The 23,030-nt window shown below is 49.7% G+C and carries 20 protein-coding genes; 10 read left to right on the plus strand and 10 right to left on the minus strand.

Annotated elements, in window-relative coordinates:
- Positions 1 to 226 precede the first annotated feature (226 nt).
- From NG665_RS08760 to NG665_RS06460, 3 genes are all read left to right on the plus strand, one after another.
- Positions 227 to 451 (plus strand): transposase, encoded by a 225-nt coding sequence (locus NG665_RS08760; RefSeq protein WP_353888254.1) that lies wholly within the window; start codon positions 227 to 229, stop codon positions 449 to 451.
- A gap of 87 nt (positions 452 to 538) precedes the next feature.
- Positions 539 to 952, plus strand: a complete 414-nt coding sequence (locus NG665_RS06455) for a hypothetical protein (protein ID WP_252672897.1) — start codon at positions 539 to 541, stop codon at positions 950 to 952.
- Entirely contained in the window at positions 942 to 1,316 is a 375-nt protein-coding gene (locus NG665_RS06460) for an integrase core domain-containing protein (RefSeq protein ID WP_252672898.1), read from the plus strand. The genes NG665_RS06455 and NG665_RS06460 overlap by 11 nt, the downstream gene beginning before the upstream one ends.
- 142 nt (positions 1,317 to 1,458) lie before the next feature.
- On the opposite strand, the gene NG665_RS06465 is transcribed toward NG665_RS06460, so the two are convergent.
- Both NG665_RS06465 and NG665_RS06470 read right to left on the minus strand, forming a co-directional pair.
- A complete protein-coding gene (locus tag NG665_RS06465) occupies positions 1,459 to 2,094 on the minus strand; it encodes a hypothetical protein (RefSeq protein ID WP_252672899.1) in 636 nt (211 codons plus the stop codon).
- Between the two features lies 1 nt (position 2,095).
- Positions 2,096 to 3,262, minus strand: a complete 1,167-nt coding sequence (locus NG665_RS06470; RefSeq protein WP_252672900.1) for a DUF262 domain-containing protein — start codon at positions 3,260 to 3,262, stop codon at positions 2,096 to 2,098.
- A gap of 323 nt (positions 3,263 to 3,585) precedes the next feature.
- On the opposite strand from NG665_RS06470, the gene NG665_RS06475 reads away from it, so the two are divergent.
- The 3 genes from NG665_RS06475 to NG665_RS06480 are packed head-to-tail and all read left to right on the plus strand — an operon-like array spanning position 3,586 to position 4,555.
- The gene (locus NG665_RS06475) at positions 3,586 to 3,921 is read left to right on the plus strand and encodes a DDE-type integrase/transposase/recombinase (protein ID WP_435366669.1); all 336 of its coding nucleotides are present in this window, start codon (positions 3,586 to 3,588) and stop codon (positions 3,919 to 3,921) included.
- The gene (locus NG665_RS08805; RefSeq protein WP_435366670.1) at positions 3,869 to 4,138 is read left to right on the plus strand and encodes an integrase core domain-containing protein; all 270 of its coding nucleotides are present in this window, start codon (positions 3,869 to 3,871) and stop codon (positions 4,136 to 4,138) included. Before NG665_RS06475 ends, NG665_RS08805 begins: the two co-directional genes overlap by 53 nt.
- A 15-nt stretch (positions 4,139 to 4,153) precedes the next feature.
- Positions 4,154 to 4,555, plus strand: a complete 402-nt coding sequence (locus NG665_RS06480) for a DDE-type integrase/transposase/recombinase (protein WP_252672901.1) — start codon at positions 4,154 to 4,156, stop codon at positions 4,553 to 4,555.
- A gap of 67 nt (positions 4,556 to 4,622) precedes the next feature.
- Here the strand turns inward: NG665_RS06480 and NG665_RS06485 are convergent, their stop codons facing one another.
- The 4 genes from NG665_RS06485 to guaA all read right to left on the minus strand — a co-directional run bounded on the left by NG665_RS06485 (position 4,623) and on the right by guaA (position 12,272).
- Positions 4,623 to 7,757: a type I restriction endonuclease subunit R gene (locus NG665_RS06485; RefSeq protein WP_252672902.1), complete on the minus strand. Its 3,135-nt coding sequence runs from the start codon at positions 7,755 to 7,757 to the stop codon at positions 4,623 to 4,625.
- Positions 7,757 to 8,857: a restriction endonuclease subunit S gene (locus tag NG665_RS06490; protein WP_252672903.1), complete on the minus strand. Its 1,101-nt coding sequence runs from the start codon at positions 8,855 to 8,857 to the stop codon at positions 7,757 to 7,759. The genes NG665_RS06485 and NG665_RS06490 overlap by 1 nt, the downstream gene beginning before the upstream one ends.
- A gap of 5 nt (positions 8,858 to 8,862) precedes the next feature.
- On the minus strand, positions 8,863 to 10,422 hold the full coding sequence (locus tag NG665_RS06495; protein ID WP_252672904.1) for a type I restriction-modification system subunit M: 1,560 nt from the start codon (positions 10,420 to 10,422) through the stop codon (positions 8,863 to 8,865).
- A 284-nt stretch (positions 10,423 to 10,706) separates the two neighbouring features.
- Positions 10,707 to 12,272, minus strand: a complete 1,566-nt coding sequence (gene guaA / locus NG665_RS06500) for a glutamine-hydrolyzing GMP synthase (RefSeq protein WP_252672905.1) — start codon at positions 12,270 to 12,272, stop codon at positions 10,707 to 10,709.
- 193 nt (positions 12,273 to 12,465) lie between these two features.
- On the opposite strand from guaA, the gene NG665_RS06505 reads away from it, so the two are divergent.
- The gene (locus NG665_RS06505) at positions 12,466 to 12,729 is read left to right on the plus strand and encodes a hypothetical protein (RefSeq protein WP_252672907.1); all 264 of its coding nucleotides are present in this window, start codon (positions 12,466 to 12,468) and stop codon (positions 12,727 to 12,729) included.
- A 64-nt stretch (positions 12,730 to 12,793) separates the two neighbouring features.
- Here NG665_RS06505 and NG665_RS06510 read toward each other — a convergent pair whose 3' ends face one another.
- The gene (locus tag NG665_RS06510) at positions 12,794 to 13,726 is read right to left on the minus strand and encodes a pseudouridine synthase (protein ID WP_252672908.1); all 933 of its coding nucleotides are present in this window, start codon (positions 13,724 to 13,726) and stop codon (positions 12,794 to 12,796) included.
- Between the two features lie 77 nt (positions 13,727 to 13,803).
- On the opposite strand from NG665_RS06510, the gene pta reads away from it, so the two are divergent.
- Genes pta through NG665_RS06525 form a run of 3 tightly spaced genes read left to right on the plus strand, consistent with a single transcriptional unit; the run spans position 13,804 to position 17,107 of the window.
- Positions 13,804 to 15,423 (plus strand): phosphate acetyltransferase, encoded by a 1,620-nt coding sequence (gene pta / locus NG665_RS06515; protein ID WP_252672909.1) that lies wholly within the window; start codon positions 13,804 to 13,806, stop codon positions 15,421 to 15,423.
- A gap of 59 nt (positions 15,424 to 15,482) precedes the next feature.
- Positions 15,483 to 16,655 (plus strand): acetate/propionate family kinase, encoded by a 1,173-nt coding sequence (locus NG665_RS06520; RefSeq protein WP_252672910.1) that lies wholly within the window; start codon positions 15,483 to 15,485, stop codon positions 16,653 to 16,655.
- A gap of 2 nt (positions 16,656 to 16,657) precedes the next feature.
- Positions 16,658 to 17,107, plus strand: a complete 450-nt coding sequence (locus NG665_RS06525) for a GNAT family N-acetyltransferase (protein WP_252672911.1) — start codon at positions 16,658 to 16,660, stop codon at positions 17,105 to 17,107.
- 73 nt (positions 17,108 to 17,180) lie between these two features.
- Here the strand turns inward: NG665_RS06525 and NG665_RS06530 are convergent, their stop codons facing one another.
- The 3 genes from NG665_RS06530 to NG665_RS06540 all read right to left on the minus strand — a co-directional run bounded on the left by NG665_RS06530 (position 17,181) and on the right by NG665_RS06540 (position 22,979).
- A complete protein-coding gene (locus tag NG665_RS06530) occupies positions 17,181 to 19,991 on the minus strand; it encodes a discoidin domain-containing protein (RefSeq protein WP_252672912.1) in 2,811 nt (936 codons plus the stop codon).
- A 368-nt stretch (positions 19,992 to 20,359) separates the two neighbouring features.
- A complete protein-coding gene (locus tag NG665_RS06535; RefSeq protein ID WP_252672913.1) occupies positions 20,360 to 21,751 on the minus strand; it encodes a class II fumarate hydratase in 1,392 nt (463 codons plus the stop codon).
- A gap of 118 nt (positions 21,752 to 21,869) precedes the next feature.
- Positions 21,870 to 22,979: a GuaB3 family IMP dehydrogenase-related protein gene (locus tag NG665_RS06540; protein WP_252672914.1), complete on the minus strand. Its 1,110-nt coding sequence runs from the start codon at positions 22,977 to 22,979 to the stop codon at positions 21,870 to 21,872.
- Between the last annotated feature and the right edge of the window lie 51 nt (positions 22,980 to 23,030).

Here is a 23,030-nt window from a genome sequence, read left to right on the forward strand (position 1 = left end):
ATCAATTAGCACCACACCCCGATACATCATAAAAGAAAAGGGGTATACTACAGCAGAAAGCTCCGGTAGGATCAAATCTCACTCCTAGAGCTTTCTGGAGTGCCCTAAGTTTTTAGGGCCAGGTGACTTGAGTGTTGTCTATTGATACCCTGCCTATGGGTGGGGAGAATGGATCAATGGTGAAAAAGTTTAGTAAACACACCTCCTTAAACAAATTGTTCGTAAGCTGGAAAAGGCTCGGGAACTTAAAGATGATGGGGCGAGTACGGCTCAGATTCTGAGCGAGCTAGGAATCAGCGAAGCGACGCTACATCGGTGGCAGGCTACCTACGGGTCAATGACGAGGAGCGAGGCTAAAGAACTCCAGCGTCTACGTGAAGAGAACTCACGCTTGAAGCGCCTTTTAGGCCAGGCCGAGTTGGAAAAAGCAGCGTGGAAGGAACTGTCGTAAGGGAAACTTTTAAGCCCAGCTCGTCGCCACGATGCAGTATGGCATCTGATCGAGTTGGGCTATTGGCAAAGGCTTGCTTGTTCGTTTGTGGGGCTCTCTCGTAGTGCTTACCAGCGAGCTCGAGCAGGAGATCTCAAGCCGGATAAGTATGCGTCTTTGCGCCAGTGGATGCACCAGTTCGCAAAGGATTACTGCCGGTGGGGACACCGGCGCGCCTGGGTTACAGCCCTAGCGCAAGGATATGGGGTATGTCGGGAAACATTTCGCAGGATCTGGCGTGGGGAAGGTCTGCGTGTGCTGCTAGGTAAGAAACGTAAGCGTTTAACTGGTAAAGATCACCGTAAGGTTGCCCCTGGTCAATACTCTAAAGACGTGTGGTCTTTAGATTTTCAGTTTGATTCGACTTGGCATGGGAAGATGATCAAGATTTGTAACATCATCGATGAATATACCCGTGAACATGTTGCCTTCGCTATCGATGACAGACTTGATGCGGCTTGAAGTCATCGAGTTACTCGATCTGACCTCGCTCGATCATAGTGGCAGGCCACGGGTTATCCGGCTGGATAACGGACCTGAATTCATCTCTCAAGCCTTACATGAATGGGCTGGTGAGGATGAGACGATTCAGGCGTTTATTCCACCGGGCCAGCCTTGGCATAACGGGTTTGTTGAATCTTTCCACAACCGAATGCGAGACGAGCTTCTTGAAGATAACAGCATCGAGAACCTAGAACACGCCCACACGTTGGTAGCTCACTGGTCACAACGCTACAATAACTTCCATCCACATTCCTCACTGGGTTACCTCAGCCCACGACAATATGCGGAACAATGGAAACAGCAAAACACGGTCAACTCTTAAGTCAACTGGCCCGAAAAACTAGGCCACACCACACTCCAACTCCAATGATAGAAAAGCGGGAAAATAGCCTCTGTCCTTCTCAGCCGAGAAAGAGTATGCTTATATCTGGTTGTTGCAATTGTAATAAATGAGGAAAAACTACTTAATATGAACTTGACTTCTCAAGTCCTTTTACGTGATCTTCCAATTTTTGCAATAGCTTTTTAATAAAAACAACATTGCTAGCAATGCATTTCGTTTCATCATCGATGTTTTCGAGATTATTGTATGGCAGTTGCCCTTCTAAAGCGGCTTGAATCTGTTTTGTTCCGAGTAGTTCAATTGTATCCCCATTTTGAAACTTGATGTCCGCAAGATTGTGAGCCAACTTGTTACGCATCCTATTTAACCGAACTAGGCAGTCATAGAACGGAAACTCGACATTCGTATTTTGAACAGATTCCACCGCGAAGTCGAAGGTGTCAATAACATCATGATTCTTTTCAAAAATTCTTATTAATGTTATAAGTGGAAATGATTTAAACTTCTCATTTTCGTCATATTTTACAGGGCTAAAATTAATCGAACATGACTGGACGTCTATATTGGGTCTTAATCTCCCACCTAGATAAAGATATAGTTGTTCCTTTAATTGTTGCTTAAATTCAGGTAAGTTGTCTGTAAAAATCTTCCGGATCGTTACCTCGAGCTCGTGGTAGTTTTTCAGAAACTCGTATACGAAAAGTGATCTATTTAGCAATATTTCCGCTTTAGGATTACTCCCCCATATTCCACCCATCTCATTTTCCCTGCGCTATTCTCTTCACAAGTTCGAGCCGCGCATTCACATTACTTGTCGTTGCAGGAGATTTCTCGAGAGTAGCTTGAATACGAGCATCAGAGAAAACCGCTTGTGAAAGTTCAAGATCAGCGTTCAAATCTGCAGATACAAACGGAACAATCGCATCGATTATATAGTCTGCATTTGCATAGGACAGAAAGTTTCTTTTGAATTCGAGAGTTCTTTCTAGTAGAAGGCGTAGAGTTTGTTCTTCAAGCTCTACACTATTACTCTGTAGTTCTTGTAGGACGTTATTAATCATTTCACGGGGCCTTGAATTGTACCCAACAACAGCCCCATCTTCTATGTTCGATCGAATGTAGAAAGCTATAGACCGATAGAATCGACCATAATCGTCAAATCGCTTAATGTCGTTTGCTGAGAATATCGTTTCGTATTCAACTTTGCGTTCCGATCGGGATCGATCTACGAACTCCGTGATCTGGTCGGTAATTTGTGATTTGTAAATCGCTCTCCGTATTTCATTAACCTTCAGCTTTTCTGCACCACGATTTAGTCGCGCAAAAATATCGTATTTTGTAAATTGAGGCGAATTAGCAGTAATGACATATATATCAAGGATAGATGATAACATTTTAGATGTTAGTTCTGGCGCAATTTTATAGATTTCGCCAAATTTTTTTCCACCGAAAATATCTCCATAATATTCCAGAATGCGCTCAGTTAGTTTGAGTTGCTCTCTGATGAACTCTGTGATTGCTGTTAGTCGCTGTTTTCCATCAACCACTTCGTATTTTGTCTCCTCTAGGGGATCTGCGCTTGGAACCTCTACTACGTAGATAGGGGGAATCATTATTTCCATATATAAAGATTCGATGAACGCCGTCTTTTTATCGTTATTCCAGATGGCACGCCTTTGGTAATCCGGGTCAAGGATGAGCCTTCCATCTTTAATCTTCTGATATATTTCGGATATTGACCATGTCTGCCTAACGATCTTAGTTTTATCGAGCAGGCGCCGTTTCTCTTCGAACTCGTTTTCAATGCGTTCCTTTTGATTTTGTTCTATAGAGGAATTCTCCGCGAGCTGTAGGGACTCATCACTCTGAGTTTCGATACTTTCTAAGGTGTGATTTTCTTCTTGTGAAGTTGTCTGAATTTCCATGATTACCCTTTCCTGCGATAGCCAATATAATATCAGTCTTGAGCGATTTAAGATTTAGATTTGGTTGTCTTGAGCATTGAGCGTGTTTTCGTGTCTGCATTGTTCTGCGCATTTTCGCGGAGTTAAGGTGGACCAGCGAAGAATACGTATGAAGGTTATTCTAGTGCTTTGGGCACTGTTCCACGAGCGTGCGGGAGTGCGCGTACCCGGTAGGACACGCTACCGTCTGCCCGCCACTGTTCCACGAGCGCGCGGGAGTGCCTAATATTCTCAATGCAGTCCCCGTTACTGTTTTGATAAGCCCTGAAGCTGGCAGTTGCGGGATGTACTCATCCGGACTGGTACAGCGTGAATTTCGATCCCCTGGGCCGAATCAATTGTGGGTAGCTGACATTACTTATGTCCGTACTCGTAAGGGGTTGGTCTATACCGCTTTTGTGACCGATGTGTTCTCCCGACGGATTGTCGGGTGGGCGTTATCTGATTCGATGCGTACTGAAGCGTTGCCGTTGCAGGCATTGAATCAGGCGATTGTATGCGCGAAGAAAACAACTGGGCTGATTCATCATTTAGACCATGGCTCGCAGTATGTGTCCATTGTTTATAATGAGCGTCTTGCTGAGCACGGAATTACTTGCCTCGACAGGGACGGTTGGTGATTCCTATGACAATGCTTTGGCTGAAAATGTCAACGGTTCTTACAAGAATGAGTTGATTCTTAGGCGGTCATGGGCGGACGTGGTTGACGTTGAAATTGCGACGTTTGAATGGGTATCGTGGTGGAACGAGTCACGGCTTGACCAGAGCCTAGGCTACCGTACACCGGTCGAGGTTGAACAAGAGTTTTGGACCAGCAACACCGGCCCAAGAAAATAATAGAAATCAAGGCACATGACTAGGAACAAAACCTGGGGCACTTCAACCTCCCCAGATTCAACCCTTGTCACAGGGATGGTGCGCGACTATAGTCAAAAGCACAGCTTGCAAGACGTTATTATTCATAGTGATCAGGGAAGTCAATACTTCTCAGAAGACTACCGCAAGCTCCTGAGAGCTTTGGGAGTACGACAATCCATGTCGAGGAAAGGAAACTGTCTGGACAACTCGCCAGCAGAATCCTTCTTTGCCCGACTAAAAACTGAACTCGACCTCTCCAAGGGCGCACGTAGCGGACATGCAAGTCTTCAACGAATCATCAGTGAATATATCCACTGGTGGAACACCCAACAAACCGTGAATCGGCTGCACACCAGTCCACTAAAATATAGACAAGAATACGAACTCGCTGTCTAACAAACAGGGTTCATACCACTTCACTACTAAAGGCATCTATTCAAGTACGCTGAAGAGCATGCCTTTGTCACCCATCGAAATTATCCCCACCAGCCAGGTGCTCTGCCTGCTCGATAATTAGCTTGACTGCTTCTTCTTGCTTGTCAGGCGGATACTTAAATTTGGCAAGGAGCCGTTTTATTCGAGATCGCATACGGGCTCGAACAGTTTCTTTTACTGTCCAGTCGATAGTTGCTGAGCTTTGAATTGTGCGCACTAATTCCTGTGCAATGGTTTTGAGGGTCTCGTCCCCCATTTCTAGGATTGCGGAGTCGTTTTGTATAACCGCGTCATAGAGTGCTACTTCAGCGTCAGACAGCCCGAGCTCTTTCGCTCGTTTCTGGTTTGCTCGCATATCCTTTGCAAGAGAGACGAGTTCAGCAATGATCTCAGCGGTTGTCAAGGAGCGGTTTGTGTATCGCTTGACAGCGTCGTCAAGAAGCTCCGAGAACTTCCTCGATTGTACGAGGTTTGTGCGCCGTAGTGTACGGATCTCGTCGTTAAGCAGCCTCCGCAATAAATTCATTTGCAGGTTTGGCTTATCTATCTTCGCAATGGATTCCAAAAATTCTTCAGAGAGGAGTGAGAGTTCTGGATTTTCCATACCGGCAAATTGGTAAACATCGATGACTTTGTCAGCAGTTACTGATTCATTAACGAGCTGTGCAAGCACTGAGTCAAGATTGCTGCTCCCCTGCTGTGCCCCGCCAGATTCCGGGCTGATCATCTTTAACGCTGCAGTGCGAACATCAGTAAATAAGCGTACATCGTCTCGGATAGCTACAGCTTCCGGACGTGACGCTACCAGGGCGTACGCTTTCGCCAAGGCTAACACTTGATCGGTGTACCGCTTGGTAATTTCTTGATCGGATAACACGTAATCAAGAACTGTCGCATACTGCGAAAGCCGGTCGGAGGGCGACAGGTCGGGTGATGAGTCATACGTGATGTTATGCAAGATGCCTTTGACAATGTCATATTTTTCTTGCATGACGTAGATTAGCTTTTCTATCGGCACACCAGCTTGTTCGCGATCTGATGGCGAATAGACGCTAAGTGCTTCTTGTAGCGATGTAAACAACCCAATATAGTCAACGATCAAACCACCGGGTTTGTCTTTAAACCTGCGGTTGACACGCGCTATTGCTTGCATGAGGCCTGCGCCTTGCATTGGTTTATCGACATACATCGTATGCATTGAAGGAGCGTCAAAACCCGTTAGCCACATGTCTCGCACGATGACGATCTCGAGTTCGTCTTCCGGGTTCTTCGCCCGCAATTTGAGGTCTCGGCGTTCATCTTTTGAGTATATGTGTGGCTGGAATTCAGCGGGGTCTGCAGCTGACCCGGTCATCACTACTTTGATTTTTCCTTTTGTAATATCGTCGGAATGCCACTCGGGCCTCAGAGCAGTTATTTTGTTATAGAGGTCGACGGCGATCCGCCGGCTCATCGTCACAATCATTGCCTTGCCATGCATCGTTGCACGACGTGTTTCCCAGTGTTCGACAATATCAGCCGCAACAGCATCGAGTCTGGAATCGGCACCCACGAGTGCTTCAAGCCTCGACCATTTTGTTTTGGCACGTTCCGGAGAATCATAGAGAGCCTGTTGGAGTGCTTCTTCGATGACGGAATCAACTTTCTCCATGGTAACGTCATCTAAATTAATCTTCGCTAGCCTTGACTCGTAAAAAATCTTGACTGTAGCTCCGTCTTCAACAGCTCTCGTGAGGTCATAAATATCGATGTAATCTCCGAATACTGCTTTAGTTGATCGATCATTCGATTCGATTGGTGTTCCAGTGAATCCGAGAAATGTTGCATTTGGCAATGCGTCACGCATGTGCTTTGCTAACCCAGCTTTGAGTCTTCCATTCGTATCTAGAGTTTCTTCAAATCCGTACTGGGAGCGGTGTGCTTCATCTGCAACTACAACAACATTTCTCCGGTCGGTAAGAACAGGATTAGTATCACCATCTTCACCGGGAGCAAACTTATGTAGCGTTGTAAAAATAATACCGCCAGCCACCCGCGATAATAGGGAACGAAGATTATCTCGGCCTTCTGCTTGTACCGGAATTCCAGGAAGAATGTGAGCTGGTGCGAACACTTCTCTGTAGAGTTGGTCGTCGAGATCGTTACGATCAGTAATAAAGACAAGCGTGGGGTTGCTCATCCGAGGATCGCGGATAAGTTTCGCGGCGTAGAATACCATCTCGAAGCTTTTCCCTGATCCTTGGGTATGCCAGACCACGCCACCTCGCCTGTCACCGTTTGGCCTTGAAGCCCGAACAGTTGATTCAACTGCAGCATTCACAGCCCAATACTGGTGATATTTCGCAACTCGCTTAACAAGAGCTCGCCGGCGCTGACCGGTAGTCGGGTCTGTTATTGCCTCATCAGAAAAAACAACGAAGTTCTTTAAGATGTCAAGGAATCGCTCTGGCGCAAAAACACCTTTAACCAACACTTCCAGGGCGGACTTGTTTGTTATAACATCACGCCCATCAATTGTCTTCCAGGGTGCGTAGTGCTCGAAACCTCCCATAAAGGAGCTCATGGCAGCAGCTGTTCCATCGGAGATTACTGTCACCACATTCGGCACGAAAACGGCTGAAATTTCGGAGCGGTATGTTTGGATCTGATTCCACGCATTGCGCATTGTTGCGTGTTCGTCTGCAGGGTTCTTGAGCTCGAATAAACCGACAGGTACTCCGTTAAGGAAAACTACGATATCAGGGCGCCGATTGTGTCCGTTTTCGACAACTGTGAACTGGTTGATTGCGTACCAGTCGTTCTGCTCAGGTCTTTCAAAATCGATGATTCGTAACAACACCGTTGTTGTTTCTCCATCAGCTGCTTTTGCTTCTACTGGTACACCTTTGACCATCAAATCGTGCATTCGTTGGTTTTCTAAGGCTATGTCCTGAGAGTCAGCACGCCGTATACGTGCGAGAGCTGCACGAACCATCTGAGTGCTCGCTTCAGGGTTCAGGCGCCGAAGTGCATCTTCAACCCGACTCCATAAAACTACATCTGAAGGTTGCTCACGGACTGTACCGATTTCCGCGTCTATTGGCCCATACCCAGTGCGATATCCGATTTCACGCAACCAGTCGAGTGTTGCCTGCTCTACAACTGACTCATTGAAACGGTTCATCAGCCAATCTCCTTCTCAATTGCTTCACGCGCTTCTGGAACACGAATACGGCCAGACATCAGTTCAGGAAGTAACGCGTCTCGGAGGGCAGCTAACCTTCTAGATTCCACACAGAGAGCCGCATCCATATGCAGTAATGCCAGCGTTTGCTGTTTCAACTCGTGACCGGCCTCGGTAAAGTCTGGCACCACAATCGAGAGCACATCAGCAGGCCGGACTCTCTGATGACTACCTGACGTCCCCGTAACTCGCTGAGGCAATTCCCGCCGAAAGGAAGGCGAACGAACAGCAAGCCAAAGCGCGGCAAGCTCAAGTTCATTCTTCGCTGTTAAGACAAGAAATTCTGTTGACGCTAAAGATGGTAATCCTTGCTGGGAAATGGCCCACCACATGCGCTCAATACGCGGGTTTAGACGTGAAATAAGAACTGACTTATCAGGTAAAAGCAACTTGTTGCTCTTAATTACAAAGGCTTGGACTTCTTCAGGGCCCACTCCAGCATCAAATGCAGGAAGGCTGAAGTGATTTACTAGACTGTCACCCATTTTCTTGGGATTAACAGTAGCTTTAGAAAAAGTCCCTATGCTTCCTAAAGATACTAATGGCAACCTTTCTTCGAATTTCTCGGAAAGAGCTTCAATTAGATCGGAAAATTTCGTTCTCGCATTGCGATTTGATTCAATCTTTTCGTCAAGAGCGCCGAGTGTTGCCGCGATTGCATGTTGCTCTTCCATTGAAGGGATTCGCACATCAAGGCTCTCCAGCTCAGTTCTATTTAGGCCTGGAACAGCACTATCATTATTCATGTCCTCCAAAGGCAGAGTGAGCAAAAAATAGTATAAATACTTTAGGTAAACGTGTTCACTCCCACGAGTATAAAATACTGTATCGATAGGGAAGCAAGGGCTATCGAGATAATACACTGAGCCAATCGTCCCTTTGCGTCCAATAACGACACATGGATCATAGATTAAAGCTTGATCATGTACACCAGTAAGACCACCTGAGCTAACAACAGGAATCGTCCCAGTGTTCCGCTTTCTGCTTGGAAGAGACTTACCGTATATCATCGGTGCAATATCTCCCAATTTACGCAACATAATACTCATCTCAGTTGATCCAAAATTTCTCGAACTCGTCGCTCAATCTCTTTTCCACGGGCAAATTCTGCCAGTAGCTCTATTTTTAGCCTCTCAATCTTCTCATCGATAGGCTCTCCATCGCTCTCTGCTTCAGCGACACCAACGTATCGTCCTGGCGTAAGAATATAATTGTTAGCCTCAATTTCTTTGGCTGTGGCTGCCTTGCAGAAGCCGAGCTCGTCGGAGTAAGAACCATAATCAGACTTTGACCGCCATGCGTTATACGTTCCGGCAATCCTTCCCACATCATCTTCAGAAAGCTCACGTCGTGCACGCGTAATCATCGTGCCAAGTTCACGAGCATCTATGAAGAGCACTTCACCGAGGCGCTCCCGATGCCCGTTGCCATGCCGGCCTTTCGAAAGAAACCACAAGCTTGCTGGAATTCCAGTATTAAGAAATAGTCTATCGGGAAGGGCAACAATGCAATCAACAAGATCGGCATCGACCAATTTCTTTCGGATTAAAGGATCCGATTCGTCAGAAGATGATAGAGCACCATTTGCCATGACAAACCCTGCAGTGCCAGAAGGCGCTAAATGATAGAGAAAGTGCTGAATCCAAGCATAGTTCGCGTTGCCATCTCGAGGAGTTCCATATTCCCAACGCGGATCATCTGCTAACGACTCATCCCAATAATCAGAAATATTGAATGGCGGGTTGGCAATGATGAAATCGGCGCGTAAATCCGGATGCAAATCCTCAGTGAACGAATCTGCAGATTTAGTTCCCAAATCGGCATCAATCCCGCGCAACGCAAGGTTCATCTTGGCCAGCTTCCAAGTAGTATTGGTGAACTCTTGACCATAAATGGATAGCCGATCCCTGTTCCCGCCATGTGCTTCAACAAACTTTGCAGACTGAACGAACATGCCGCCACTGCCACAACACGGGTCCAGTACCCGGCCTTCAAAGGGCTGAAGCATTTCAACGAGGGTTTGCACAACACTACGCGGAGTATAGAATGCTCCACCCTCTTTACCAGTTTCCTTACCAGCAAACTGCCCAAGGAAATACTCATACACTGATCCGAGTACATCATCAGAACCATGATCACTACCGGTGCCGAAACCGATAGTTCCGATAAGGTCGACTAGGTCACCTAAACGTTTCTTATCCAAACCCTCACGCCCATAGTTACGCGGTAAAACACCGCGTAACGTGGGGTTTTCCTGTTCAATAAACTGCATCGCCTGATCGATCAGCTGCCCAATTTGAGGTTGCTTTGCTTGCGCCTGGAGGCTACTCCAACGAGCTCCTTCTGGTACCCAGAAAACGTTATGGCCAGTATACTCATCACGGTCTTCGAGAAAGCTATTGTATTGTTCCTCGCTTATGCCATCACTAGCTAACTCTTCTTTGAGTACTTTGCGGCGATCTTCGAATCGATCAGAAACGTATTTAAGAAAAACAAGTCCCAGCACAACGTGCTTATACTCTGAAGGTTCCTGATTGCCACGTAACGTATCAGCCGCCTCCCATAACGTCTGCTCAAGCGACTTTGTTTTCTTTTTGGCAACCACACGAAGCTCCTTTGATTTAACTATTGACAGGCAAACCTTCTCAAGATTTTAGTCTATTGTCCAGATGCGCACCAACCACTTCTTTGTCTTATTTACCCATATTTTAGAAACGTTAAAAGTTCCTCCACACATTCCCTTTTGTCATGCCAAAACTGCATTTTCAAAACACTGGCTCCCAGCTTTGTCCCACTAAAGTTAGAAACTACTAGAACTAAATCGGCTTACAATAACCGGTTTCGCCCCGCAGAAAAACTCTGCGGGGCGAAACTAAAACTAGAAGTTACTTACTCCCACTCAATCGTCGCCGGCGGCTTCGAGGTGCAATCGAGCATCACTCGATTGACATCAGCTACCTCGTTGGTGATGCGGTTAGAGATCTTGGCCAGCACGTCGTATGGCACGCGGGTCCAGTCCGCCGTCATCGCATCTTCAGACGAAACCGGACGCAACACGATCGGGTGACCGTAGGTACGGCCGTCACCCTGCACACCAACAGAACGAACGTCAGCTAGCAACACAACTGGGCATTGCCAGATCTCGCGATCCATACCGGCCGCGCTGAGCTCTTCACGCACAATCGCATCCGCTGCCCGCAAGGTCTCCAAGCGATCAAAGGTCACGTCGCCAACGATACGAATACCGAGGCCCGGGCCTGGGAACGGCTGACGCCACACTAGCTTTTCAGACAAGCCCAGCTCCAAGCCGATTGCCCGAACTTCGTCCTTGAACAAGTCACGCAATGGCTCTACCAACGAAAACTCGATATCCTCTGGCAGACCGCCAACATTGTGGTGCGACTTAATATTCGCAGTACCGTCTCCCCCACCAGACTCCACGACGTCTGGATACAAGGTTCCCTGAACCAAGAATGCGAACTCCACACCTTCAGGTGCTTCTTCCATCAACTTGATCTGGGCAGCCTCAAAAGACCGAATAAACTCCCGGCCAATAATCTTGCGCTTTTCTTCTGGATCGCGCACACCCGCGAGCGCGTTCAAGAATCGCTCTGATTCGTCCACAGCCATGATCTTCATGCCGCGAGCTTCAGCGTAATCTTCAATAACCTGCTCGGCTTCACCCTTGCGTAGCAAACCGTGGTCGACGAACACACAGGTGAGCTGATCGCCGATTGCGCGGTGTACGAGAGCTGCGGCAACCGAAGAATCCACGCCACCAGACAGCGCACAAATCGCATGCTTATCGCCAACCTGGGCACGGATCTTTTCGATCTGATCTTCAATAATCGATCCCGAATCCCAGTTTGGCTCCAAGCCGGCACCGTCGCGCAAGAAGCGCACGAGCATGTCCTGGCCGTGCTCGGAGTGCTTGACTTCTGGATGCCACTGCACGCCGAACATCTTCGCCTCGCGGTTTTCGAACGCAGCAACTGGCGCACCCGGCGTCGTCGCGGTCACAACGAAACCTTCCGGGGCTTGGGTAACTGAGTCTCCGTGGCTCATCCACACGTTTTCGGTTGCGTTTTCGCCAAGAATAACGCCGTTCTCGACGACGTCGGCCTGGGTTGCACCGTATTCGCGCAAGCCGGTTTTATCAACTTTTCCGCCCAATGCTTGTGCCATCTGCTGGAAGCCGTAGCAAATGCCGAACACTGGTACGCCAGCTTCCAAGATAGCTGGATCAAGACTCGGCGAACCTGGCTCGTAGACGCTCGATGGTCCACCAGACAGCACGATGGCTGCAGGCTGTTTTGCGAACAGATCGGCGGTAGGCATTGAGTGCGGGACGAGCTGGGAGAAGTATCCGGCTTCTCGCACGCGGCGAGCGATCAGTTGAGCGTATTGGGCGCCGTTGTCGACGACGATCACTGGGCGAAGATCAGTTGTATTCATACCCTCTAGACTAGCGAATCAACACCCACCCACGCTATGTTCTCCCACATATCGAGCCTGTGATATCTCTCTTGGTGATACGGCTGGCGGTTCGCAGCCGTAGATCAATGGCGGAGCGGTGTTGGTCGAACCTTGGGATAAACTGCTTGCCCCCCCGTCAAACATGATTAAGATATAAGAAAAGGGAGGAACCATGAATAACACTTTTAATGCTCAACGGTTTGGCCAATACCTTGTACGAGCAGGCTTCGCTTTCCTGATTGCTTACCTTCTCTTTTCGATACTGGGCCCTTATCTCTTTTTATGGGGCTTAGAGGCAGATCAATCCGGAATGCTGATCGGTGTGATAATGCAATTCCTCGGCACCCAATTTCAAGCATTCACCAATCCCATTATCGGAATCTTGCTTTTGACGATTGGTCTCGGAGTCAAATACTCGATCCACAAAACAGATTAGTGAACGTACAGAACATTGTTTGCCGTCGGCGGCAGTTGTTCGGCATTTCCGAACAACTTAAAGCTCATCCTACAATCGCCTGCGCCAACCGCGCCGAGCTAGTAAACACCCGCTCTATCCCATCCACCGGATCTACGAAACTCAGTTCCCGAGCGTGAAGCTGGAGCGGATAGTCCCGCGCGGCTTCCTCTTCTTTTGTGAACAGCCGCGGATAAAGCGGATCGCCCAAGATCGGCGCGCCCACATGCTCAAGCGTCACCCGCAACTGATGGGTTTTCCCGGTGTGCGGAATAAGCTCCCATTGCGCTAGCCCGTCGGCGCGCGCCACGATTCGCATCTGCGTCACCGAGTTCGGTTCACCATCGACGACGTCGGTAGCCAGCGGCCGATATCCGCGCTCGAGGCGCAGTTCCACGGTTTCCCAGGTATCAAACCCCGGAATATCGCGGGTGATCGCACAGTACTTCTTCCCCACTACTCGGCGTTCGAACAAGGTCTGGTAGGGTTTGCGCCACTGCGGTTTCCGAGTAAGCAACACCAGCCCAGCGGTTTCCGCATCCAACCGATGGGCGCACACCAGGTCGTCGTCGTTAAATTGCCGGCGGGCTGCCACCGTGACCGTGTGTGCTACATGTGAACCGCGCGGAATCGTCGCCATGCCATGGGGCTTGTCTACCACAATGAATCGTTCTTCGTCAGCAACCACACTCAGCTCAATCGGTGAATCTGGCTCATCGGGTACCGGACGGAAAATCCATATCCGCATCCCAGGCACGTATGGTTCGGCGCGAGATATCTCACGTCCCCCGTCGGCCAAAACATCACCGGCCTCCAGCAACTCTAACCCCAGCTCACCGAAACGCGTACCGATCCATTCCCCGACATTTCGCCACGAACCGGGCTCTAACGTTACTGGAGTAGCGTTAATCCCGCCACGTAATGCCGGCCGAACTTCGGTACGGTGACGTGAGCGACGCACAGAACGAGGGGTACGCAACTTATTCTCCTTACCCGAAAGTCCTAAAACCGTGACAAAATATAAACGTTACACCACAGACGTTGAAAGGACCCGACGTGACTCACAGTCTGTACTTCACCGCAGCAGAAGGAAATGTTGGAACTCAAGCACTCGTACGCTCCCTTATCGAAGGGCTAACCCAACACTACACATCCGTTGGCGTATTCCGTGCTTTCACTAATGGCCCCATCGATCAGGACCTTCAGCTCAAAGAAGCGCTAAATATCCTCGGCCGCCCAAGCGACCTTGACCTCGCTTGGGGTACCACCCGCCAAGCATACGTAGCTGACGAAGAAGCAGCTATGGCCGATGTGGTTAAACGCTACACCGATTATGCTCACCAGTTCGATGCCGTCCTCATCCTTGGTTTGCTCGACGGCGATCCGCTCAACCCGGGCGTCTTGGCCCGTATCGGCCGTGCGGCCGCTAACCTCTCTACCACAATCATGTTTGCAGTTTCGGGTGCGCTACGCTCTGCAGATCAACTCGCCACACTCGTCTCCCTATCAGCAAACGAATTCACTCACGAACATGCCCCGATTTCTGGTGTAGTTGTTTCCAACGCTGACGCTGCAATCGTGGCTGAAGCCGGTATCGACAACGCCATCATCTTTGCCGACGGCGAATCCGTCGAGCTATCTGAAACAGGTCGTTCGCTACTCGTTTCGGCGATGGAGCACGGCTCCGACGTCGTCACCCCACTATCTTTCCAATCCTCGCTTATCTCCCGGGCTCGTGCGGACCGCAAGCGGATCGTTTTGCCAGAAGCCACCGATCCGCGCATCTTGCAGGCCGCTGACGAGCTCTTAGCTCGCGAAGTTGCCGACATTATTTTGATTGGCGACGCCGATCAGATCCACGCCCACGCCGCTGAGCTCGGCGTCGATGTGTCTCAAGCACGAATCGTTTCCGTCGATGATCCGGAGCTGAACGAAAAGTATGCTCAAGAGTTTGCTCGCCTGCGCGCCAAGAAGGGCGTCACGATCGAACAGGCCCGCGAAAAGGTCAAGGACTTGTCCTACTTTGGCACCATGATGGTGCATATGGACGACGCCGATGGCATGGTTTCCGGCGCGATCCACACCACCGCCCACACTATCGTTCCCTCCTTCCAAATCATTAAAACCAAGCCCGGCGCTACCCTTGTTTCTTCCTGCTTCCTTATGCTCATGGAAGACCGCGTCTATGTTTACGGCGATTGTGCAGTTAATACCAACCCAACTCCACAAGAATTGGCTGGGATTGCTATCTCCTCTGCCGAAACCGCTCGCGCATTCGGGGTAGATCCTCGAGTTGCTATGCTCTCTTACTCCACCGGGACTTCCGGCAAAGGACCAGATGTGGACGCCGTCGTCGAAGCAACCGCGATTGCCCGCGAAATGGCTCCCGATCTCGCTCTCGAAGGCCCCATCCAGTACGACGCCGCAGTAGATGCTCACGTGGCTCAAACCAAGCTCCCTGATTCGCCGGTTGCTGGAAAAGCGAACGTCTTCGTCTTCCCATCGCTCAACGCCGGAAACATCGGCTACAAGGCGGTCCAGCGTTCGGCTGGCGCAGTCGCTGTTGGCCCAGTCTTGCAAGGCCTGAACAAGCCCGTGAATGATTTATCGCGTGGCGCACTCGTTGAAGACATCGTCAACACTGTTGCAATTACCGCAATCCAAGCCCAAAACTAAAGTGAGATTCCGCCGGTGGCGGTTCTTGCGCAACGATTTAAGAAAGCGTGAAACGAACAATGACAGTTCTAGTGATCAATTCTGGTTCATCGTCGATTAAGTACCAGCTCGTCAATCCCGAAACTGGGCAATCCATCGCCTCGGGCTTGGTTGAGAAAATCGGTGAAGCCGAAGGCCACATCGAACACAACTATAACGGCACTACTACCGATATTAACGAACCTGTTCCAGACCACGGTGTTGGCTTGCGTGAAGTAATCCGGTTTTTTAACGAAGTTGGCCCCAACCTTTCTGAAGCTGGAATCAAAGCAGTTGGCCACCGCGTGGTTCAAGGCGGAAAACATTTCGATAAGGCGGCCGTTATTGACGATCGCGTTGAAGGTTTGATCGAAGAGCTCATCCCGCTCGGTCCTCTCCACAACCCAGCCCACTTGAAGGGTATTAAGGTAGCACGTGAACTGTTCGATGTTCCCAACGTTGCCGTTTTCGATACTGCCTTCTTCCAGCATCTACCGGCTGAAGCCGCTACCTATGCCATCGACCGTGAGGTAGCCGAAAAGTATCAGGTACGCCGCTATGGAGCACACGGCACCTCCCACCAATTCATCTCCCGCAAGGTCAGCGATATGCTCGGCCGCGATGACCTCAAGCAGATCGTGATGCATTTGGGTAACGGGGCTTCAGTTTCTGCTGTTGTTAACGGCCAAGCAGTTGACACCTCGATGGGTTTGACTCCACTCGAAGGTCTCGTGATGGGTACTCGAACTGGCGATATCGATCCGGCTGCTGCTTTCCATTTGGCACGCCAGGCGAACATGAGCATCGACGAACTCGATACCCTGTTCAACAAGCAGTCCGGCCTGAAAGGCTTGACCGGTTCGAACGATATGCGAACCGTGTGGGAAATGGCTGATGCTGGCGATCCACAAGCAATCGAAGCTCTAGAGATTTACACCCACCGGCTACTCAAGTACGTCGGCTCCTACACCGCTGTTATGGGGGGCTTAGATGTATTGACCTTCACCGCTGGTGTTGGCGAAAACTCCTGGCAAACCCGCAAGATGCTCTTGGATCGTCTAGCACCATTCGGTGTTAAATACGATGCGGAAAAGAACATGGAACGTTCGAAGGAACCACGCGAGGTCTCCACACCAGATTCGGCGGTGAAGGTTTTGGTTATTCCAACGAACGAAGAACTTTCCATCGCACAGCAGGCAATGGACGTGATCTGATCATGGCAGTAGATCTCGTCACTGACGTCACGCCAGAACTCCATGAAGCATTCGGGCGGTTAATCGGCCAGCTTTCTCGTTCTGCAACCCCAATGGACGCCGAACAAATCGAAGGTTTCTTAGCTCAAGATTGCATCGATCTGCTCGTCTTTCGCGATGAGGAAGCTACCGGCACAACTGGGCAAGCGCCGATTGTTGGAATGCTGACTCTTGTCACATTCGAGATCCCCACTGGTTGGCGTGCTTGGATCGAAGACGTCGTCGTCGATGAATCAGCCCGCGGCAAGGGCGTTGGGGCATCCTTGGTGGCTGCCGCGATCGAATTAGCAAAGAAGCACGGTGCAAAAACTGTTGATCTTACCTCTCGCCCATCGCGCGAAGCTGCAAATCGACTCTATCAACGAGCTGGATTCGAATTGCGTGAAACCAATGTGTACCGAGTGACTAACTAGGGTATTAGTAAACAAACGTGAGGCCCGCGGATCATCCGCGGGCCTCACTATTTCATGGTGAGCTTACTACTTGTTATGCCCGAGAGTTGGTTCGACGTTGTAGCACAATTCCACAACCGACGAGCAACGTGCTTATCAGGAACAATCCCGGCACTGCAATACCAGTCTTTGCCAGGTTCTTTCCAGATGTATGGCCAGAATTCTGGCCAGAATCTTGTGGCACTGGCTGTGGCTGGGTTGGCTTGGCAATGGTTGCAGCAGTAACTGTGAAGTTCGCCTTGATCGTGGTGAATGTCGCTCCGGAAATCTCCACAGTGTGATCACCTAGGGCAAAGTCGCGCGGAAGCGTCCAGGTTATCTCAATCATTCCCTTCTCATTTGCAGTGAAGGTTCCGATCTTCAATGGATCGGAGTGGACGACGATGTTTACTTCTGTTCCTGGCTTCAATCCAGTGACAGTAATAATCTGATCTTCACCTTGAGTAAGAATTTCCTTAGATAGGGCCACAGCTGGGGTCATTTCGGTTCCCGGCTGATCCGGCTTAGGATCGACAAACTCGGTGAGCACAAGCTCCTGGTGGGCAACAGCGGCATAATTCGTCACCGAAACATCTTCCCCATCCCAGGAACGTTGCGGCGCCGTAGCAGCGCCTTCCCCATTGATTGCCAGGGTCAAGCCACTGTAACGGTTAATCAAACGCAATGAATCTGCCACTTCGCCAGTAACTGGATCAGTAGTAGGCACAATGAACCATTGCTGGCCGATATTTGTTTCATCGAGGTCGCTAACCATCAACGGTGCATCCCATGCACGTCCCGCTTGAGTCGTAGAATCTACACCCAATGCCTTACCATCTTGGGAAAGGATCAGATAGGAACCATCGTCGCGGAAAGTGAAAGTCCAAGCACCATTAGCTCTCGTTACCTCGCTACCGCCCTGAACTGTTGAACCATCAGGGCCAATCATGAGCTTCGCATCGCTACCGTTAGCGATAGTGTAAACCTTGGAAGCATCAATTGGTTCGTACGGTTCGTCAGTGGTAACCGAAAGGTTAATCAAGTCCGAATACTTTCCGCCCTTGCACCCAAATGAACAGTATGCCCGGAAGTTCTTTCCTACAATAGCGGTGTTGGTCTTATTTGCGGTGTCAAGGAACCAGCGATACCATGATGCGCTCTGGTAGGCATCACCTGTATCACCAATCTTGACCCACTTTTGGGTAGCCAGATTATCTGTCGCATAGTATTCTTGCGATGCGTTACCTGACTGATCCTTGTGCTGTGGTTGCCCGATGTACAAGCCTAAATAGGCATTGTAGGTGATGTCCATAACGAACAACGGCGAAGTATCTGGCATCAAACCATCTCGGATTTGCTCTTGTGCAGTTCCAAGATTCTTCGGATTGTATTCCTTATCAATTGGCGTGTAACCGGTTGGATTTTCTTCAGTTACTGGAACCATATTCGATTCCTTGCCACCAATGCCAGGCTCTTCCCACTTACCGTTGTACCACTTTTGCCACGTTCCAGTCTTCATCTTCCCTGAAATTGGTGCGCGAGCAGCATGCTCATGGAAGGCAACCCATGAACCGCCCTTGTTAACGATACGCGAACCGTAAAGTGCGTAGAAGTAACCGGAGCTGTAATCAACATACAAGCGTGGATCGCCGTCGCCGTAGTAATACGTACGTCCAGGGAAAGCTTCGTTATCGCCGCGAAGTGTGGAGTATGGGGAGGTGATAACGTGGCCAGGAATTTCCCAATTCTTACCTTGATCATGGGAAACGGCGTAGTCGATGGAATCATAGTGCAGGCCATCACCAAATGGCTGTGGCGTGAATTCGTTGTGGACTAAGCCATACCAGTCACCAGTATCTGGATCTACCCAGATATTAATCAGATCGCAATAGTTCTTATGTGCATGGTAATTCAGCGCCGGTGCATAAGAAGATTCCACGCCGGTTGGGCTGTTATTACAAAAAACTGTTGTGTTAGGGTTCGTTCCTGAATTATTGAGCTCTTGATCAGGTACCATGCGATCCATATCTGGGCCCTTGAAGAACTGCCAGTGGCGCGGATCGTTAGGTCCATAAAGCGCTGCCGCGTGGAGGTAGCGGAACTGTCCATCTTTATCGATGAACGGCCACGCTGGAGTATCAGATGGGTTCTTCCACGTCTTGCCATCATAAGACTCAACAGTAATTATGCCAGTGCCATTATTTTTATCATCTGGTGTTGGTGGCTGGGGAGCTGGTGGTGTATCAGTTTCCACAGCGGTAGCCGCATTGAACTCAGCAAGTGTTGCGACTTCTTCCTCGCCTGCATTGCCGCCCCATGCAGAGTTGTAAATGACTTTGACACAACGAGCCTCGCGCGGTGCGAAATTGATAGCGAAATCAACGAGGTTTGCCGAATCGTATGCATCCCCAGATTCTCGTTCACCGCTTGCAGCTTCGGTGAATTCAACTTGATCTAAAGAATCTGAAACCATACACCTATCATCGACCGATGTTTGAACCACGTATTGCCCAATACGGCCCGAACCATTTGAGGACTGGCGCGGCGTTAATGTGATTTGACCCAGGTTATCAACCTTTTTGCCTAAATCGATCACGAAATAATGTGGCAATGGATCCTTTCCAGTATCACTGTATGCGGTGTGCCAGTAGGTATCGCGATTGTTATCAAGGACTAGGCCGATAGGGCCGTTACTTCCTTCATTATTCGCTACCGAATCGGCTTTGACAGCTCGCATTTGCGACTGATCCATCGGCGTATATTCATAGTAAACATCCCCAGCAAAAGCTGGAGTTATTCCAGCTACTGAAACTAGGGTTGCTGTGAACATTGCGCAAGCTGTTCCCCATCGTGCGCGGTGTTTCATGCTCTTACGCTCCCTTGCGTGTCGAGTTTGTACGTAAAATAAAGGGTGCCTCAAAAAGTGAGACGTGTTGTGCTGATACTTCATGCCGCCATTGGCACTACGGATAACATCACGTCTTTTATTATGGCACTTTAGGTAAAGATTCGTCAGCTTTTCGTCACTACTAAATTTCAACCTGTTGAAAGATAGTGAACTATCTATTGAATCACCTAGCAAAAATGGCCATTTTCCCGCCAAACTCACGTTCTGAGCATGTTGTGGCTGGGCAACCAAACGTGGGGTCCGAGGATTATCCTCAGACCCCACAATTGGTGGTGTATTTAGCGCTCGTAACTTATGAGAAGTTACCTCTTATGGGAAGTTACCTCTTATGAAAAGTCGCCGACCATGGTGGTGACATCGAGTGCCTTGTTTAAGGTATCTTCGTCAATCTCGCCACGCTCAACAAAGCCGAGATCGATAACGGCTTCCTTGATGGTCATATTGTGCTTGACAGAATGCTTAGCAATCTTGGCAGCATTTTCGTATCCGATGTGACGGTTTAATGGGGTGACGATCGACGGCGAAGACTCAGCCAACTGCAAGCATCGATCTTCGTTCGCGACAATGCCATCGACAGTGCGAGTAGCAAGAGTTTGCGCAACATTGCCCAAAATCTCGATAGACTCAAGCAAGTTTTGTGCCATAACTGGAAGCATCACTAGCAAATCGAAGTTGCCCTGCGCACCAGCAAATGCAATAGCTGCATCGTTACCGATAACTTGCGCTGCAACCTGAACGGTAGCTTCTGGAACAACCGGGTTTACCTTACCTGGCATGATCGAAGAACCTGGCTGAAGATCTGGCAGATGAATTTCGCCTAAACCAGTGCGTGGACCAGAGCTCATCCAGCGTAAATCGTTGGCGATCTTGACGAAGGATACGGCGATGGTGCGCAGTGCGCCCGATGTTTCGACCAAGGAATCTTGGGCAGCTTGGGCTTCAAAGTGGTTTGCTGCTTCAACGAAAGGCTGACCGGTGTGTTCGGCAATAAGCTCAATCACGCGTGCCGAGAAACCAGCTGGTGTGTTGATACCGGTACCTACTGCAGTACCGCCCAATGGCAGTTCTGCCAAGTGTGGCAAGGTAGCCTTCACGCGCTCAATGCCCAAACGTACCTGAGCAGCATAGCCAGAAAATTCTTGCCCTAGCGTAATCGGGGTAGCATCCATAAGATGGGTACGGCCAGACTTGACAATATTCTTAAATTCAACTGCCTTAGCCTCCAGCGATGATGCCAAAATATCGAGCTTAGGCAACAAATTGGTGTTGATAGCCTGGACTGCAGCAATATGAATCGAGGATGGGAACACGTCATTAGAGGACTGCGAGCAGTTCACGTGATCGTTTGGATGAATCTCAATACCCGATGCCTTGGTGGCGATGGTGGAAAGAACTTCATTGGTGTTCATATTCGACGAGGTGCCCGAACCGGTCTGGAAGACGTCGATTGGATACTGATCATCGTGCTTGCCGGCAATGACTTCGTCGGCTGCAGCAACAATGGCTGCCGAACGCTCTTCGTCGAGCGTGCCAAGTTCTAGATTTGCTAAAGCAGCAGCGCGCTTAATTTCGGCTAACGCATGCACGTGCGCTGGAGTGAGAGTCTTTCCCGAAATTGGGAAGTTCTCAACTGCACGCTGGGTTTGTGCTCGGTATAGAGCGTCAACCGGCACGCGCACTTCACCCATAGTGTCGTGTTCGATGCGGTATTCGGTCATATGATTCCTCCTTGATTAGCGCCGGTGTTGGCGCAGATACTTTTCATATTATCTCGATAAATTCACCCCGTTGTAGGGCATACGTCCATGATTGAGCCGGTATTTAGCACACACCCGCTTAGGCGCGGGCAGTGATCTCCACTCGCTGAAATTCTTTCACATCTGAATATCCGGTCATCGCCATCGAATGACGTAATGCACCGATCATATTCGTCGTGCCACGAGCATCTGTTGCTGGCCCAAACAAGAGTTTTTCGAGCGGTCCTGCGGTGCCCACATGCATTCGCTTTCCGCGTGGCAACCGAGCGTGATAGGCCTCTCCGCCCCAATGGAATCCTTGGCCGGGAGCCTCTTGCGCACGCGCCAATGCGGTTCCAAGCATAACTCCATCGGCACCACATGCGATCGCTTTAACTAAATCACCAGAGTGGGAGATCTGCCCATCAGCGATCACGTGTACATACCGCCCGCCACTTTCGTCCATATATTCGCGACGCGCTGCCGCAACGTCGGCCACCGTCGTCGCCATTGGAACTGTTGCCCCGGCGGTTCGTATGTTTGCACTCGTTGCCCCGCCGCCAAAACCAGCCAAAACTCCAGCCGCGCCGGTACGCATTAAATGCAACGCCGCCGTGTAGGACGCGACTCCGCCAACGATAACTGGAACATCGAGTTCATAGATGAAACGTTTGAGATTTAATGGTTCGCGGTTTGACGATACATGTTCGGCCGAAACGACGGTGCCCCGAATAATAAATAGATCAACTCCAGCATCGACGACGGTTCGCCAATGTTCTTGGGTTCGTTGCGGAGAAAGCGCTCCAGCAACGACGACGCCGGCACTACGAATTTCGTCAAGCCGGGCTGCGATTAATTCAGGTTTAATGGGTTCGCGGTAGATACGTTGCATAAGTTGTGTTACGTATTCTGGTTCCGCATTTGCGATAGCGTCAAAGTGTGGCTGCGGATCTTCGTAGCGCGTCCATAGCCCCTCTAAGTCAAGAACTCCCACGCCGCCGTGTTTGCCTAACGCAATCGCGGTTTGCGGGGAGGTTACTGAGTCCATTGGCGCACTCATAACGGGAATATCGAGCAAATGCGCATCCAACTGCCACGATACTGACACATCTGTTGCATCACGAGTACGCCGCGATGGAACGATGGTGATGTCGTCGAACGAATAACCTATACGGGCGCGTTTTCCGCGGCCAATCTCAATCTCTGCCACATTCCTAAGACTACCAGTATCTTTAGCTATAGTAGGTCACTGGCTCATAAC

It is taken from the genome of Arcanobacterium pinnipediorum, from assembly GCF_023973165.1.
GTDB lineage: Bacteria > Actinomycetota > Actinomycetes > Actinomycetales > Actinomycetaceae > Arcanobacterium > Arcanobacterium pinnipediorum.

Bases quoted from the DNA above. Each gene is read 5' to 3' on its own strand.
- NG665_RS06465 (WP_252672899.1), bottom strand. From the start codon at position 2,094: ATGGGTGGAATATGGGGGAGTAATCCTAAAGCGGAAATATTGCTAAAT.
- NG665_RS06490 (WP_252672903.1), bottom strand. From the start codon at position 8,857: ATGTTGCGTAAATTGGGAGATATTGCACCGATGATATACGGTAAGTCT.
- NG665_RS08805 (WP_435366670.1), top strand. From the start codon at position 3,869: ATGAGCGTCTTGCTGAGCACGGAATTACTTGCCTCGACAGGGACGGTT.
- NG665_RS06470 (WP_252672900.1), bottom strand. From the start codon at position 3,262: ATGGAAATTCAGACAACTTCACAAGAAGAAAATCACACCTTAGAAAGT.
- NG665_RS06530 (WP_252672912.1), bottom strand. From the start codon at position 19,991: ATGAAACACCGCGCACGATGGGGAACAGCTTGCGCAATGTTCACAGCA.
- NG665_RS06475 (WP_435366669.1), top strand. From the start codon at position 3,586: ATGTACTCATCCGGACTGGTACAGCGTGAATTTCGATCCCCTGGGCCG.
- NG665_RS06525 (WP_252672911.1), top strand. From the start codon at position 16,658: ATGGCAGTAGATCTCGTCACTGACGTCACGCCAGAACTCCATGAAGCA.
- NG665_RS06535 (WP_252672913.1), bottom strand. From the start codon at position 21,751: ATGACCGAATACCGCATCGAACACGACACTATGGGTGAAGTGCGCGTG.
- NG665_RS06505 (WP_252672907.1), top strand. From the start codon at position 12,466: ATGAATAACACTTTTAATGCTCAACGGTTTGGCCAATACCTTGTACGA.
- NG665_RS06460 (WP_252672898.1), top strand. From the start codon at position 942: ATGCGGCTTGAAGTCATCGAGTTACTCGATCTGACCTCGCTCGATCAT.
- NG665_RS06485 (WP_252672902.1), bottom strand. From the start codon at position 7,757: ATGAACCGTTTCAATGAGTCAGTTGTAGAGCAGGCAACACTCGACTGG.
- guaA (WP_252672905.1), bottom strand. From the start codon at position 12,272: ATGAATACAACTGATCTTCGCCCAGTGATCGTCGTCGACAACGGCGCC.
- NG665_RS06480 (WP_252672901.1), top strand. From the start codon at position 4,154: ATGACTAGGAACAAAACCTGGGGCACTTCAACCTCCCCAGATTCAACC.
- NG665_RS06520 (WP_252672910.1), top strand. From the start codon at position 15,483: ATGACAGTTCTAGTGATCAATTCTGGTTCATCGTCGATTAAGTACCAG.